At 64.3% G+C, this 14,862-nt stretch carries 16 protein-coding genes; 9 read left to right on the top strand and 7 right to left on the bottom strand.

What is annotated here, in order from left to right:
• Positions 1-29: 29 nt before the first annotated feature.
• Together TRIHO_RS10695 and TRIHO_RS10690 are read right to left on the bottom strand one after the other, a co-directional pair.
• On the bottom strand, positions 30-1,667 hold the full coding sequence (locus TRIHO_RS10695; protein ID WP_068243040.1) for a DUF4139 domain-containing protein: 1,638 nt from the start codon (positions 1,665-1,667) through the stop codon (positions 30-32).
• A gap of 123 nt (positions 1,668-1,790) precedes the next feature.
• Positions 1,791-2,813, bottom strand: coding sequence for an aspartate-semialdehyde dehydrogenase (locus TRIHO_RS10690; RefSeq protein ID WP_068243037.1), 1,023 nt, complete (start codon positions 2,811-2,813; stop codon positions 1,791-1,793).
• Between the two features lie 270 nt (positions 2,814-3,083).
• On the opposite strand from TRIHO_RS10690, the gene TRIHO_RS10685 reads away from it, so the two are divergent.
• Complete coding sequence (locus tag TRIHO_RS10685) at positions 3,084-4,241, top strand: DUF3095 domain-containing protein (protein WP_068243034.1); 1,158 nt, start codon at positions 3,084-3,086, stop codon at positions 4,239-4,241.
• Between the two features lie 19 nt (positions 4,242-4,260).
• On the opposite strand, the gene TRIHO_RS10680 is transcribed toward TRIHO_RS10685, so the two are convergent.
• Complete coding sequence (locus TRIHO_RS10680) at positions 4,261-4,911, bottom strand: carbonic anhydrase (protein WP_068243032.1); 651 nt, start codon at positions 4,909-4,911, stop codon at positions 4,261-4,263.
• Positions 4,912-5,108: 197 nt separating this feature from the next.
• On the opposite strand from TRIHO_RS10680, the gene TRIHO_RS10675 reads away from it, so the two are divergent.
• The 3 genes from TRIHO_RS10675 (at position 5,109) to TRIHO_RS10665 (ending at position 7,706) form a co-directional block, all read left to right on the top strand.
• Entirely contained in the window at positions 5,109-5,447 is a 339-nt protein-coding gene (locus tag TRIHO_RS10675; RefSeq protein ID WP_068243029.1) for a hypothetical protein, read from the top strand.
• A 121-nt stretch (positions 5,448-5,568) separates the two neighbouring features.
• Positions 5,569-6,969: a leucyl aminopeptidase family protein gene (locus TRIHO_RS10670; RefSeq protein WP_068243086.1), complete on the top strand. Its 1,401-nt coding sequence runs from the start codon at positions 5,569-5,571 to the stop codon at positions 6,967-6,969.
• Entirely contained in the window at positions 6,966-7,706 is a 741-nt protein-coding gene (locus tag TRIHO_RS10665; protein ID WP_068243026.1) for a C40 family peptidase, read from the top strand. The genes TRIHO_RS10670 and TRIHO_RS10665 overlap by 4 nt, the downstream gene beginning before the upstream one ends.
• Positions 7,707-7,724: 18 nt before the next feature.
• Here TRIHO_RS10665 and TRIHO_RS10660 read toward each other — a convergent pair whose 3' ends face one another.
• The 3 genes from TRIHO_RS10660 to TRIHO_RS10650 form a co-directional block, all read right to left on the bottom strand.
• Complete coding sequence (locus tag TRIHO_RS10660; protein WP_068243023.1) at positions 7,725-8,069, bottom strand: DUF2794 domain-containing protein; 345 nt, start codon at positions 8,067-8,069, stop codon at positions 7,725-7,727.
• A 31-nt stretch (positions 8,070-8,100) separates the two neighbouring features.
• Positions 8,101-8,814, bottom strand: a complete 714-nt coding sequence (locus TRIHO_RS10655; RefSeq protein WP_068243020.1) for an ArsR/SmtB family transcription factor — start codon at positions 8,812-8,814, stop codon at positions 8,101-8,103.
• Between the two features lie 73 nt (positions 8,815-8,887).
• Positions 8,888-9,091 (bottom strand): hypothetical protein, encoded by a 204-nt coding sequence (locus TRIHO_RS10650; RefSeq protein WP_068243017.1) that lies wholly within the window; start codon positions 9,089-9,091, stop codon positions 8,888-8,890.
• A gap of 2 nt (positions 9,092-9,093) precedes the next feature.
• Between TRIHO_RS10650 and TRIHO_RS10645 the strand changes: the two genes are divergently transcribed.
• The gene (locus tag TRIHO_RS10645; protein ID WP_068243015.1) at positions 9,094-9,543 is read left to right on the top strand and encodes a c-type cytochrome; all 450 of its coding nucleotides are present in this window, start codon (positions 9,094-9,096) and stop codon (positions 9,541-9,543) included.
• A 47-nt stretch (positions 9,544-9,590) separates the two neighbouring features.
• Here the strand turns inward: TRIHO_RS10645 and TRIHO_RS10640 are convergent, their stop codons facing one another.
• A complete protein-coding gene (locus tag TRIHO_RS10640; RefSeq protein ID WP_068243012.1) occupies positions 9,591-10,205 on the bottom strand; it encodes a TetR/AcrR family transcriptional regulator in 615 nt (204 codons plus the stop codon).
• Between the two features lie 237 nt (positions 10,206-10,442).
• Here TRIHO_RS10640 and TRIHO_RS10635 point away from each other — a divergent pair, with 237 nt between their 5' ends.
• The 4 genes from TRIHO_RS10635 to TRIHO_RS10620 all read left to right on the top strand — a co-directional run bounded on the left by TRIHO_RS10635 (position 10,443) and on the right by TRIHO_RS10620 (position 14,333).
• A complete protein-coding gene (locus TRIHO_RS10635; RefSeq protein ID WP_068243083.1) occupies positions 10,443-11,375 on the top strand; it encodes an AEC family transporter in 933 nt (310 codons plus the stop codon).
• Positions 11,376-11,561: 186 nt separating this feature from the next.
• On the top strand, positions 11,562-12,395 hold the full coding sequence (fghA, locus tag TRIHO_RS10630; protein WP_068243010.1) for an S-formylglutathione hydrolase: 834 nt from the start codon (positions 11,562-11,564) through the stop codon (positions 12,393-12,395).
• 4 nt (positions 12,396-12,399) lie between these two features.
• Complete coding sequence (gene sthA / locus TRIHO_RS10625; RefSeq protein WP_068243007.1) at positions 12,400-13,884, top strand: Si-specific NAD(P)(+) transhydrogenase; 1,485 nt, start codon at positions 12,400-12,402, stop codon at positions 13,882-13,884.
• Entirely contained in the window at positions 13,881-14,333 is a 453-nt protein-coding gene (locus tag TRIHO_RS10620; RefSeq protein WP_068243005.1) for a YaiI/YqxD family protein, read from the top strand. The genes sthA and TRIHO_RS10620 overlap by 4 nt, the downstream gene beginning before the upstream one ends.
• Positions 14,334-14,862 lie beyond the last annotated feature (529 nt).

Raw genomic sequence — 14,862 nt, 5'->3', positions numbered from 1 at the left:
TTTTTGATCGACCCGAGGTCGCCCGCGCCCTACCGCAGCACCTTGTCTTCGGGCCAGTCCAGGCGGGTGTTGAGGGTGATCAGTCGCGTCGATCCCGGTTGCAGCTCCAGATCCCAGGCGAGGATGCCGCGCTGTTTATCGACGTTTTCCTCGCTTGGCGTCGGGCTGGCGGACCAGGTGATTTCCAGGTCTTCCTGCTCCGAATAGGGCACTTGGTCGAGCACCCGCAGCGGCCAGACCTCATCGGTCAGGTTCTCCACTTCGATCTCGGCGACCGCGTTGCGCTGATTGCTGCGGCTGATCACCCCGCGCCCGCCCTCGCTTTGGTCCAAGACATCGCGGCTGATCCGCAGCCCGTCGATGGGACCAAAGCCAAGGTCGGTGTCCTCCTCGGCGGCCAGCCCCGCGAATTCGGCACTGCCGATCAGCTCTCCATCGACAAAGAACCGGCTGTTGGAACTGGCCAACAGTTCCTCCCCGCTGGAGTTCGCCACATGCGCGATGCGATAGGCGGTCTCATCCCGGCGCGGCACCGCGAGGGCAGAGACCTCGGCCGACAGCGTCACATCCGGCAGGCTGAGATAGGCTACCTCGGCATCAGACCGGACGCTCACGAGATCGGCAAAACTATAGGTGACGCCAGCTTCGCTTGTGATCGTCTCAAAAGAACGATCCGCTTCCTCGACAATGATCGGGGCTTCGACCACAGGTTCAGCAAGGCTCCCAGCGTAAAGGCGGCGCTCCATGTCCTGCGGAACCGGGGCAGCGGGGTCTTCGATCCGACGGCGTTGCGGATAAAGTGGCCCAGCCTCGATCTGCTGATCCGGCATCGAGGTGGAGACACGCAAGGCAACATCCACCCAATCCTCGCCGGTGCCCTGCTCCACCATGACCTCGCGCCGTAGGGTCACTTGCGGTGCATCCCCTGTGGTCAGATCAAAGGCATAGGCCGGCCCCCAGCGCACATCCTGCGCCGCATAGCTCAGCGCAAGAGGGACTGTCACGTCCGTTGCGGCCACCACATCCAGCGCAAGGTAGACTTCCTCATCCGACTGCTGCGACAGGGCCTCCAGGGCGGCCTGCGCAGCGCGCAAGGCGGTCTTCAACTCCACCATCTGCCGGTCAAACCCCGCCTGCTGCGCTTCGGCCCGCAGGATTGTGTCGCGGGCTTGGGCGGTTTCCTCGCCAATGGTGGAGATCACCTCGCGCAGCTGCTCCGGTGCTGGCAGAGCCGCGCCCTCGCCTCGGCCCAATTGAGTGAGAAAGGCCAGAACCGCCTCCGCCCCATCCGCCGCCAGCCGCGCCTCGGCGGCCTCGCGTTTCAGGGCGGCGATCTGGTCCTCGACCTCTTCCACCCGCGCCTTGGCCGCAGCCTTCTCGGCCGTCTCGCCCTGCGCAATCACGGGAAACCCCGCGCCAATATGCATCGCCACCCGCGTCAGCCCCGGATGGGTGATCTGCAGCGTCTCAAGGGCTTCCGGGTCATAGGGCAGCCCGCCGATCACCAGACGGTGGCTGCCTGCAGGCAGGGTCACCTCCGCTGTGCGGGTGACGCGGGCTTCGCTCGGATAGACGGTCACGGCAGAGACGCGGCTCTGGGCCGTAAAGGTCTCCGCCATGGCGGTAGAGGCAAGAAGGCTGGCAACAAGAGGCAGAACAAAGCGCATGGCAATCACCTAAAGGTCAAATCGGATGCGCGAAGCCTCTCCCGCAGGGGGGCAAAAAGCAAGAGGCGCCCCCGTGGGACGCCTCTCGATAGTCAGGTCTTTGCCGATAACAGCAAGGAGGGCTTAGCCCTTTTTCAGAACCTCACGGCCCAGCAGCTCGGCAATCTGCACCGCGTTCAGCGCCGCGCCCTTGCGCAGGTTGTCGCTGACGCACCACAGGTTCAGACCGTTGTCGATGGTGCTGTCCTGCCGGATACGGCTGATGAAGGTCGCAAAATCGCCAACGCATTCCTTTGGCGTCACGTAGCCGCCGTCCTCGCGCTTGTCGATCACCATGATGCCGGGGGATTCGCGCAGGATGTCGCGGGCTTCATCCTCGTCGAGGAAATCCTCCGTTTCGATGTTGATCGCCTCAGAGTGGCCCACAAAGACCGGCACCCGCACGCAGGTCGCGGTGACCTTGATCGAGGTGTCGATGATCTTCTTGGTTTCCGCGACCATCTTCCACTCTTCCTTGGTGGAGCCATCTTCCATGAAGACGTCGATGTGCGGGATCACGTTAAAGGCGATCTCTTTGGTGAACTTTTTCGGCGGCACGTCAGAGGTCGGGTTGTAGATCGATTTGGTCTGATCCCACAGCTCGTCCATGCCGTCCTTGCCCGCGCCGGACACCGACTGGTAGGTCGAGACCACCACACGCTTGATCTTGGCGCGGTCATGCAGCGGCTTCAGCGCCACCACCATCTGCGCGGTCGAACAGTTGGGGTTGGCGATGATGTTCTTCTTGGAATAACCGTGAATCGCCTGCGGGTTTACCTCCGGAACGATCAGCGGCACTTCGGAATCGTAGCGATAGAGCGAGGAGTTGTCGATCACGACACAGCCCGCCGCTGCCGCCTTGGGCGCATAGATCTTGGTGGCGTCAGAACCCACCGCGAACAGCGCCATGTCCCAGCCACTGAAATCGAATGTGTCCAGATCCTGGGTCTTCAATGTCTTGTCGGCGAATGTGACCTCGGTACCCAGCGAACGACGCGACGCCAGCGCGGCGATCTCGTCCACAGGGAACTGGCGCTCGGCCAGGATGTTCAGCATTTCACGGCCCACGTTACCCGTGGCGCCGACGACAACGACGCGATAACCCATATGTGTTTCTCCAATATTGCCCGATCTCATGACCGGCTGCGGTGTGATATAGTTTCTGCGCCCGCATTGAAAGGCGTGATTCTGGGCGAAACGCCCTGGAATCGGCCTTTGTTCCGCGAAATTCCTGAAAACCGACGTGTCCGGCGCGGGCGGATGCCTCTGTTGCAACCTCTCACACCTGCGAGAGCGCCCTTGCTCGACCCGCGGAACAGTGCATGTTGCGCAGAAGGCGGTGACGACTGGCAAGGCCGCGATTGACCAAGGCGTTCCATGTCCCCCGCAGCGACCCCCAGCGATCCGTTCTACACCCGCCTCGACAAGGTGCACCGCTTTGCCCGGCTGACCGACGGCGCGCCCTTTGCGCCGCTGCCCGGCGATTGGTGGGTGGGCTGTTGCGATATCATCGATTCCACCGGCCTGATGGCCCGCGGCCACTACAAGACCGTGAATATGGTCGGTGCCTCGGCGATTGCCGCGCTGATGAATGCCTTTGACCACCAGCCGTTTCCGTTTGTGTTCGGCGGCGATGGCACCTCCTTTGCGGTGCCCGCCGCGCTGGCGCCAACGGCACGGGCCGAGCTGGCCAAGCTCCGGTCCTGGGTAGAGCAGGAATTCGGCATTGGATTGCGCGCCGCGCTGGTGCCGGTGGCCGAGGTGCGCGCCAGCGGCCATGATGTGCGGGTTGCCCGCTTTGCCGCCTCCGACCATCTGGACTACGCGATGTTCGATGGCGGCGGGCTGTCCTGGGTCGAGGACCAGATGAAGGCAGGCGCCTTTGACATTCCCCCCGCCCGCCCGGTGCAGTCGCCCGACCTGACCGGCCTGTCCTGCCGCTGGAACAACGTCCCCTCGGTGCACGGCCAGATCCTGTCCTTGCTGGTGCTGCCAGACACCCGCGCCCGCCGGGCGGAGTTCGACCAGCTGGTCAGCACCATCCTGGCCGAAGTGGCCAAGGGCGACCGGGGCGGCCATCCGCTGCCCAAGTCGGGGCCGGGCATGCGCCTGCCGCCGCGCGGTTTGACCACCGAGGCCCGCATGTCGCGGGGCCGCCTGCCACACGGTCTGCGCGCGCTGACCCTGCTTGTGAACACGCTCTTTGCTGCGGCCCTGTTTCTGCGCGGACGGCCGACCGGAAATTTCGATCCGGTGGCCTATCGGAGCGTGCTCGTCGCCAATGCCGATTTTCGCAAATTTGATGATGGGCTGAAGATGACGATTGATTGCACTGATTCGATCCGGCAGCGGCTCGAGGCGCTGCTGACCGAAGCGCGTGCAAAGGGGATCGCCCGTTTCGGACTGCATGCCCAGGACGAGGCGCTGGTCACCTGTATCGTGCCCTCGCCCATGCAGGACGATCACATGCATTTCGTGGATGGTGCTGCCGGCGGCTACGCACAAGCCGCCCTGCAGCTGAAATCCGGGGCCTGACCGGCCCCGGATTCAGAACTCAGACCGGGAGGAATTTTTTCCCTTTGGGATCAAAGCATTCCAGCCCGCCTTCGCCGATATCGGTCCACAGGCCATGCAGGCTCAGCTCGCCCGATTTGACAGCGCTTTCGATGAAGGGAAAGGTCATCAGGTTTTCCAGCGAGGCCACCACGGCCTGGCGTTCGAACTGGCGCGCCTGTTCGGTGGCGTCCACGATGTCTTCGACCTCGGAAAAGCGCGGCTTCAGGATGTCCATCCAACGCCCGACAAAGCTGGTTTTCTCTTCCAGTTCAGGGGCATGGCCCTTGCACATGTCGATGCAGCCCTGCACGCCACCGCATTGCGAATGGCCCAGAACGATCAGATGCGCGACCTTCAGCACCGTCACCGCATATTCGACCGTGGCAGAGGTGCCATGGTGGTCGCCGTCCGGCGCATAGGGCGGCACCAGATTGGCGATATTTCGATGGATGAAGAATTCGCCCTGATCGGCACCAAAGATCGAGGTCACGTGCACCCGGCTGTCACAACAGGAGATCACCATGGCGCGCGGGCGCTGGCCTTCTTTGGCAAGGCGGCGATACCAGCCTTGGTTTTCCGTGTAAGAGGTTGCTTTCCAACCATGATAGCGGGTCACCAGATAGTTTGGCAGCGGCTTAGCGTAGTCCATTTGCATACACCTCGGTTTGTCGACTGACAGGGTTGATAGCCGCAATTCACACCAAATTCGAGAGATATACGCATCTCTTGGAAACCTTTTGACAACCTGTGCGGCGCAGATTGGGCCCATGCCGTGGGGGCATACCGAATACGGGGTGAATTGTGGTGGCTAACATTCTAACAGTCAATCATAGGGAAAACGTCCACTTGGACCCGCAAAAGCTGACCGATCTATACTCGCAGCTTGGCGAGACCAGTGCCGAGGACGTTGTGTGTCGTGCAATCGAGGAACTTGCCGTGCGCTTAACGCATTGCGAGCGATTGTGGCGACAGAACGATGTCGAAAACCTGCGCAAGAGCGCGCGATCCCTGATCGCGATCTCGGAACAGATCGGCATGATCGCCATGGCCAGCATCGCACAGGATGTGACCAATGCAATCGATTCAGATGACGCTCCGGCGGTGGCGGCAACGCTGTTCCGCCTGATCCGCGTCGGCGAAAGCTCTCTGACAGCGGTCTGGGAACAGCACGACCTGACGGTCTGAAACGTCGCGCCAAGGGGCGCGCGTCATGGAATGGCTCAGTTGGGCTTGCGGCGGCGGCTGCGACAGATACTCTGACGGCAAACGGTCAATCGACCACGCGCCCTTCACAGAGGACCTGTCCATGCAGCCCCATTTTGCCGTGTCCACCGACGCAACCCTCCCCCTTCACATTGTCGAAGAGGCGACCCTCCGGGACCAGCTTGCGGCCCTGTCGCCTGCGGTTGCGACCTGGGCAACCGGCATGGGGTTTACCGGCGCCTGGGGGCAGGTTCTGGTGTTGCCCGGCGCGGACGGCGGCCTGGCCGGGGCGCTGCTTGGTGCCGGGTCCGCCGCTGCGCGCAGGCGCAACCGGTTCCTGCTGGCGGCGGGGGCGGCGAAACTGCCCGAGGCCAGCTTTGCCCTCGCCGCTGACCTGCCGGCGGATCTGTCCACCGAGGTCGAGTGTTTTGGCTGGCTGATGGCGCAATATGCCTTTGACCGTTACGCCACGGCCAAGGGCGCAAAAGCGCAGCTGGTCGCCCCCGAGGGGATCGACGTTGCCCGAGTGGAGGCGATGGCGGCCGGCGAATGCCTGACCCGCACCCTGATCAACACCCCGGCCGAGGACATGGGCCCGGCCGATTTGCAGGCTGCGGTCGAAGCCCTCGCCGCCCAACATGGCGCCGAGGTCTCCACCATCCTTGGCGACGATCTGCTGGCGCAGAACTTTCCGCTGATCCACACCGTGGGGCGCGCTTCGGACCGCGCGCCGCGCCTCATTGATATGCGGTGGGGCCACGAAGGCCCCCGGCTGACCCTGGTGGGCAAGGGCGTGTGTTTCGACACCGGCGGGCTGAACCTCAAACCCGGCGCCAGCATGGCCTTGATGAAAAAGGACATGGGCGGCTCTGCCAATGTGCTTGGTCTGGCGCATATGCTGATGGCAACTGGGCAGAACCTGCAATTGCGGGTGCTGATCCCGGCGGTGGAAAACGCCGTCTCCGGCCCGGCCTTCCGCCCCGGTGACATCCTGCCCTCGCGCAAGGGGCTGACGGTCGAGATCAACAACACCGATGCCGAGGGGCGGCTGGTGCTGGCCGACGCGCTGACCCTGGCGGCAGAGGAAACCCCCGACCTGCTGATCTCCATGGCGACGCTGACCGGCGCGGCGCGGGTGGCGGTGGGGGCGGATCTGGCCCCCTTCTTTACCGATCACGAGGCGGATGCGCTGACCCTGGCCGATAGCGCCCTGCGCGCCGGTGATCCGGTCTGGCGCCTGCCCTTCCACGACCCCTACGAGGCGATGATCGAACCCGGCATCGCCGATCTGGACAACGCGCCCGCCGGCGGGTTTGCCGGGGCGATCACCGCCGCCCTGTTCCTGCGCCGCTTTGCCGGGGCGGCGCGGTATATGCATTTCGACATTTTCGGCTGGAGCCAGAGCGCCCAACCCGGCCGCAGCAAGGGCGGTCTGGGCCAAGGCACACGGGCGCTGTTCGCCGCCCTGCCGGAACTGCTCGCCACCAGCGGAGCGGCAAAGTGACCCTGGCCCGCATCCATCGTCCCGTTGTCGATCTGTGTCGCGCCCCCGACGGCGCCCGCGATCGCCAGCTGCTGATGGGCGCCTCCGTCGAGGTGCTGGAACGCCGCACGGGATGGTGCCACCTGCGGTCCACGCGGGATGGCTACACCGGCTGGGTGGCGGCAGATGCCCTGTCGCCGCCGCTGGACATGACCCATTGGGTGCATGCCCCCGCCAGCCATGCCTACCGCGCGCCCGATTTCAAAGCGCCGGAACTCCTGTCGCTCAGCCTCGGCAGCCAGGTGGCGCTGCGCGCCCGCGACGGCCGGTTTGCCGAGACCGATCAAGGGTTTGTGCCCCTGGTGCATTTGTCGCCACGAACCGAATTGGCCAGCGATCCGGTCGGCGTCGCCGAGGCGCTGATCGGCACGCCCTATCTGTGGGGCGGCAACAGCCGGTTCGGCATTGATTGCTCCGGTCTGGTGCAGCTGGCCTGCCACGCCTGCGGGATCGACTGTCCCGGCGACAGCGGCCCGCAAGAGGCTGATCTCGGCCATCGCCTGCCCGCCGGCACCGCCTATGAGCGCGGCGATCTGCTGTTCTGGAAGGGGCATGTGGCCTGGGTCCGCGACCCGCTGACCCTGCTGCACGCAAATGTGCACAGCATGTCGGTGGCGCTGGAACCGCTTGCCGCCGCGATCATCCGCATCGAAACACAAGGCGACGGGCCGGTCACCGCGCACAAACGGCTGGGGTAACGGCTGGCGTGAGGCCGGTCACTCGACCGCGCGGATCAGTTTACGTTCCAGCACCCGCAGCACCACGGCCAGGTCGTTGCCGCGTTTGAGGATCTGGCCATCCATCGCGACCACCGCGTATTGGCCCTGCCGGTTGCGCAGCTTGGGGCGTTTTTCGATCCGGTACAGCGGGTTTTCCGCCGTGCGGCGAAAGACCGAGAACACCGCCAGATCGCGCAGCGTCGAAATCCCGTAGTCGCGCCATTCACCCGCTGCGACCATACGGCCATACAGCGACAGAATGACAGACAGTTCACGCCGGTGAAAGGCGACCTGCTCGGGCAGGGACGATGTCGGGAAGGACCCTGTGGATTGATAACTCATGAGTTCAAGCTCGGACCATTCGGCCGCAAAATCAAGCGTCTTCGCGCGGTGGCGTGACGTTTATCCGCTCCAGCCGGGCGCCCAGCCCAAGAATGTCGTGAAACGCGCGCAGACCGGGCTGGGTGACAACCAGCCCCCGGCCCCGCGACGGGCGGCGCAGCCAATCCGCCGCCAGCGCCTGTGTCAGGATCTGCGTCCCCAACGGCCCGGCCAGATGCAACCGCCGTTCGGTCCAATCAAGACAGGGACGGACAAAGGGTTTGCGACTGGTGGCCGTTGGCAGCGCCACTCCGAGCCGCGCCCAGACCGGCCCTGCAACCGCGACAAAACCGCCATTGTCCTGACGCAGATGCCCGCGCGCCAAAAGCGCCTCTGTCATCGCAACCGCCAGCGGACCGGCGAGATGGTCATAGCAACTGCGCACCTGCGCCAGGTCCTTGGCCTTGTGCCGTTGCGCCCGGTACAGGCTGTCGGTGGGGGCGATGCCGGCCAGCTGTTCCAGCACCTGCGCCACCTCGGGTCCGGCCAGACGGTGAAAGACGCAGCGTCCGCGTTTTTCGGCAACCACCAGACCGGCGTCCTGCAACAGGCGCAGATGCGCGGTAGCGGTCTGGGCGGTGATCCCCGCCGCCCCGGCCAGTTCCTTGTTGGTGAAGGACCGTCCCTCCATCAACTCGCACAGCATCCGCGTGCGGCTTGCGTCGCTCAGGGCCTGTCCGATGATGTCAAAACGCGGTGTTGCCATGCGAGGAGCCTAGGCCCTGCCGGCCTCTTTGCCCAGCATCAACACTTCGCTCCGCACCGCAGTGTTGCCACTGTCACCGGGCGGGCAGGCCCGGCCAGATCACCGGCGCATCGGCAAAATGTCCCGGATTTAACGCAGAAATAACCTTGGTGCGAAAGACTCCGCCCAATTGCTCCCGCGTGCTGCCCGACAGAGGACCGACCCTTGCCCAACCATAGCCCTTGTCCTGACCGTTCTGGCCGTTCTGGCCGACCGCTGCGCCGTCGCCTGACCGCATGGATGCCCATCGGGCTTGTGGTGGCGATGCTGGTCGGGGCGCAGGCCACCTCTGGCGCGGCCCCGATCGAGGACAAGCATGTCCGCGCCCGCATCGCCTTGATGAACAGCCAGAAATACGCGCTGGAAGGGCTGATCGCCCTCAGCTCTGGCCGGGTTCCCTATGACAGCCGCGCCGCCCGCAACCTGCGAAAGCAGTTGCTGGCCACCACCAAGGATATTGACCGGCGGTTTCGAAAGCAGCGCGACGATCCGAATTCCCATGCAAAACCAGAGGTCTGGATCTACTGGGACGATTTCAAGGCGCGCGCCAAACGGGCAGAGGCCGCGACCAAGGCGGTAAAGACCTGGTCGCTGGAGGATCTGCGCGGCAGCCTGCCGAACCTGATCCGGGCCTGTCACAGCTGCCATCAAAGCTTTCGCGAACATGTGAACGAATTCACCACGCATTAGGCTCGGACCGGCGTAAAGACCGGCCTCCGGCGCAGCTCGCCCCCTGTTCAGACCCCGTAGCGGGCCAGGAACATCTCCACCGTTGCCGTGACCACACGCTCCACATCCGCGTCGCTGACGCTGTCGCGGATGTGGAAGATCATATGCGGGAACAGATCGGCCCGGCACAGCGCCATCCATTGTTCCGCCGCCATGTCGAGATCCTCGATCCGCAGTTCCCCCCGCGCCACCGCTGCCGCGAAATAGGCCTTGAGCTTGTCGCGCTCCACCTGCGGCCCGCTGGCAAAGAACTGTTGGCCAAGGTCGGGAAACCGGTCCGTTTCCGCCACGCAGATGCGAAAGATCTTGCGCCCGAAATCCGACAGGATCACCGACAGCATATGCCGCGCCACCTGGGTCAGCACCACCCTTGGGCTGGCATCCTCGGGGAAATCCGGGTGACGGCAGGCATGGCGGGCGCATTCGCTGCGCGCGACCTCCATGAACAACAACCGCTTGTCCGGGAAATAGCTGTAGAGCGTGGCCTTGGAGACCTCGGCCACCCGCGCGATGTCATCGACGCTGGCCCCTTCGAAGCCATCCGCCATAAACACCTTGCGCGCGCCTTCCAGCACCTGATCGAATTTTCGCCCCGTGCGCACAATGGCTGCACTCTGGTTCATTGCCTGTCCATCCTTGTTGCGACGCGACCGGGCCGTCCCTTGCCCGTTAAAGATGCCGCGTCCGACCTCCTGTCACTTGCAAACGCCCGTCCCATGACCGCGCGGGCGGCCAGGACGCTTGCAATCCTTCAGCCATAGCGCAGTTGCGCAGAGCAGGAAAGCAACTGTGCGCCCTGGCCCCGGAGGAGCGCGAATAGGGCTTTTGCTTTGGCGCGGATCGCGGTACCAATCGCCGCGATGGCCGAGATTTTTTTCCGCACCCTTCCTTTCTTTGCAATCATCGGCCTTGGCTACTGGGCCGGGCGCACGCGGTTTTTTACCGACGAAGCCACCGCCTATCTGACCAAATTCGTCTTTTTCTTTCCGCTGTCAGCGATGATTTTCCGCTTTGCCGCGAACCTGTCGTTCAGCGAGATCTTCGACCTCGATCTGATCGTCGGCTATCTCGCCGGGACCTTGGTGGTCTATCTGGTTGCCACATTGGTCGCGATGCTGCGCAAACAGGACCTGTCGACGGCGGCGGTCGAGGCACAATGCGCCGCCATCGGCAATGTCGGCTTTCTCGGCATTCCGATGATGGTGATCCTGTTTGGCGAGGCCGCCGTGGGGCCGATGATGATGGTTCTGGCGGTTGATCTGGTGGTGTTTTCCTCGCTGATCGTGATGCTGATCAACGCCCATCGCGGCGCCGGGATGAGCCTGGCGACGCTGCGGCTGGTGGGGCTTGGCCTGCTGAAGAATCCGATGATCCTGTCGATTGTCGCCGGTCTGGCCTGGTCGGCCGGACAGATCCCGATCCCGACGCCGATGAATGACTTTCTGGCCATTCTGGGCGGCGCGGCCACCCCCGGTGCGCTGTTCGCCATCGGCGCCTCGCTGGCCTCGAAATCCGCCGAACGGGTCGAGGTCGCCGCCTGGCTGTCCTTTGCCAAGCTGGTGCTGCATCCGGCCGGGGTGGCCATCGGGGTGCTGTGGCTGATGCCGGTGACGCCGTTTTCCGCCGCGGTTGCGATTTCCGCCGCTTCGCTGCCGGTGGCCGGCAATGTCTATATGCTGGCGCAGCACTATGGCGTGGCACCGCAACGGGCCTCGGCGGCGATCCTGATTTCCACGGTGATTTCCATCGTGACGGTGCCGCTGGTGATCGCCTGGGCCAATACGCTGCTCTGACAGCAAAGGCGCGCATGGGCGGGCCTTGCGCCCACAATCAGACCCGGCTGTGCGCCTTCGGAAACGCAATCTTCAAGCATTTGCAACCTTCTGGCGCAAAAAGGGAAGAAGCCACCGCACCAACACTGGATTAATCGGCCCCGCCCGGTTAGCGATGGGCCAACACCGATCTTCAGGAGGTCTTCGATGGAAACCCAATCCGAAAACCGGGCCTTTGGCGGCACTCAGGGCGTATATCGCCACGCCAGCTCCACCACCCATTGCGAGATGACCTTTGGTCTGTTCCTGCCGGAAGAGGCCAAGGACGGTCCGGTGCCCCTGCTGTGGTATCTGTCCGGTCTGACCTGCACCCATGAGAACGCGATGACCAAGGCCGGCGCGCAGGCCTGGTGCGCCGAGCAGGGCATCGCCATCGTCTTTCCCGACACCAGCCCGCGCGGCGACGGTGTTGCCAATGACGACGCCTATGATCTGGGTCAGGGCGCCGGCTTTTACGTGAATGCCACGCAGGATCCCTGGGCCAAGCATTTCCAGATGTGGGATTATATCGCCGAGGAGCTGCCGGCGCTGCTGGCGGAGACCTTCAACCTCGATATGTCCCGCCAGGCGATCACCGGTCATTCCATGGGCGGTCACGGCGCGCTGACGCTGGCGATGCGCCTGCCGGGCCGGTTCCGCTCTGTGTCCGCCTTTGCCCCGATCTGCAACCCCACCGCCAGCGACTGGGGGCGCAAACAGCTGGGTGCCTATCTGGGCGACGATACGGCCGCCTGGACCGCCCATGATGCAACCCTGCTGATGCGGGAGGTCGGTTTTGACGGCCCGGTGCTGACCGACACCGGCACCGCCGATCAGTTCTATGAGCTGCTGAAGCCCGAGGCGCTGGCCGCCGCCGTCTCTGACCGCCGTCAGGAGGCGACGCTGCGGCTGCAAAAGGGCTATGATCACAGCTATTTCTTCGTCTCCACCTTCATGGAAGAGCACGTCGCCTTCCATGCGGAAGCCCTCTATCGGGAGTAAAACCATGACCGAGACCACGCCCAAATACGACTATGATCTGATCGTCATCGGCTCCGGCCCATCGGGTCGCACCGCCGCCATTCAGGCGGCCAAGCTGAAACGCCGCGTGCTGGTGATCGACCGCAAGGACCGGCTGGGCGGGGTCTCGGTTCACACCGGCACGGTGCCGTCAAAAACCCTGCGTGAAACGGTGCTGAACCTCACCGGCTGGCGCGAGCGCAGTTTCTATGGCCGCGCCTATCGGGTGAAGGACCAGATCAAGGCCGATGACCTGAAGGCGCGGCTGGATATTACCTTGGGCCATGAGGTCGACGTGCTGGAACACCAGTTCAACCGCAACCACGTCGAGACCCTGATGGGGCTGGCCCATTTCATCGGCCCGAACGAGGTCGAGGTGGACATCGAGGCGGGCGATACCACCCGCGTCACCGGCGAGAAGTTTCTGATTGCCACCGGCACCCGCACCTATCGGCCCGAGTATGTGCCCTTTAACGGCACCACCATCGTCGATGGCGACGAATTCCTGGAAATGGCGGAAATCCCGCGCTCGCTGATCGTGGTGGGCGCCGGGGTGATCGGGGTGGAATATGCCACCATGTTCTCGGCGCTGGACGTGCGGGTGACCTTGATCGAACCGCGCGAGACTTTCCTTGATTTCATCGACCGGACCCTGATCCAGGAATTCACCCATCAGATCCGCGAGAATGGCGTCGACCTGCGGCTGGGCTCCGCGATCGAGACCATCGCGGATGAGGGCGACCATATCGAGGTGACGCTGGAAAACGGCCGCCACGTGCGCGGCGACATGCTGCTGTTCGCCGCCGGGCGCATGGGCAACACCGAGAAGCTGAACCTCAAGGCCGTCGGGCTGGAAACCGACCATCGCGGCCGCCTGGAGGTGGAGCGCAAGACCTATCAGACATCGGTGCCGCATATCTATGCCACCGGCGATGTGATCGGCCACCCCTCGCTGGCCTCCACCTCGTTGCAGCAGGGCCGCGTCGCGGCCTGTCATGCGATGGATGTCCCCACCGTCCCCGAGAGCCCCTGGTTCCCCTATGGCATCTATTCAGTGCCGGAAATGTCCACCTGCGGCATGTCCGAAGAAGAGCTGAAAGAGCGCGGCGTGCCCTATGAGACCGGCATTGCCCGGTTCCGCGAAACCTCGCGCGGGCATATCATGGGGCTGGAGCATGGCATGCTCAAGATGCTGTTTTCGCTGAAAACCCGCCGGGTGCTCGGTGTGCAGATCGTGGGCGAGGGCGCGACGGAGCTGATCCATATCGCCCAGGCGGTGCTGAACCTCAAGGGCACAGTGGATTACTTCGTGCAGAACACGTTCAACTATCCCACCCTTGCCGAGGCCTATAAGATCGCCGGCCTTGATGCCTTCAACCGGATGCCGATCCCGGAGGAATACAAGGACAAGAAACCCGCCAAGGCGAAGAAGACCCCGGCAAAGAAACCACAGGGCAAGGCCGACACGTGAGCGCGCTCTACATTGATGCGGACGCCTGCCCGGTCAAGGCCGAGGCAGAGCGGGTGGCCAGTCGGCATGGGCTGCGGATGTTCGTGGTGTCCAACGGCGGCTTGCGTCCCTCGCAGAACCCTTTGGTGGAAAACGTCATCGTCGATGCCGGCGCCGATGTGGCCGATATGTGGATCGCCGAACGTTGCGGCCCGGGCGATATCGTCGTCACCGGCGACATCCCTCTGGCGGCGAAATGCATCGCGGCGGGGGCGCGGGTGTTGCGCCACAATGGCGACCGCTTCACCGAGGCCAATATCGGCCAGCAACTGGCGATGCGCGACCTGATGGCCGACCTGCGGGCGGCCAACCCCCTCGGCATGGCCGGCGGCGGCAAAGGCTTCACCAAGACCGATCGCTCGCGGTTTCTCGACTCGCTGGAACGCGAGATCCGCGCGGCCAAGAGCTGAGGCTGCCGCGACCTGCGGCCACGTCTGCCGCCTGATCCGTCACGCGCATGAACGCGCGCCGCCCAGACGGCGCGGGGCGGGGACAGGAACAGAACGATGGGGCCTGCGGCATGCGCAAGCCTGATGTGGGTGTCTCGGCAGCAACGGATCCGGTCTGTTTGTCGATCTCTGGCGTTGCGGCCGGTGGGTCGGGTCGGTCCTTGGGATAAGGATGGCGGCGCCGCCACAGGGGCGGAGGTGGCCGGGAGTATCCTCCCGCGTGCTCAACGTTATCTCTGCACTGCCCCCGATGGTCAGGGAGCCGGGTCCTGGTGTGCCGGGCGTGTCAGACCCGGCGAATGATCGCGATCCTCCACAGGCTACGCGCAGCGGCTGAGGATTTTGCAACCAGGGCGCGCGCCGCTCCGGCAACACCCTGCGGGGCGGGGGCGCGGGCCCGAAGGGCGCGCGGCGCCATGCCCAACCGGAGGGTCTGTGCCTCTGGCGCAGGGCAAACGGGCGGGAGCCCCACCCAATGGATTTCGGCCGA

The sequence above is a fragment of the Tritonibacter horizontis genome, assembly GCF_001518015.1.
GTDB classification, from domain to species: domain Bacteria; phylum Pseudomonadota; class Alphaproteobacteria; order Rhodobacterales; family Rhodobacteraceae; genus Epibacterium; species Epibacterium horizontis.
This window is presented reverse-complemented; position numbering and strand designations above follow the sequence as displayed.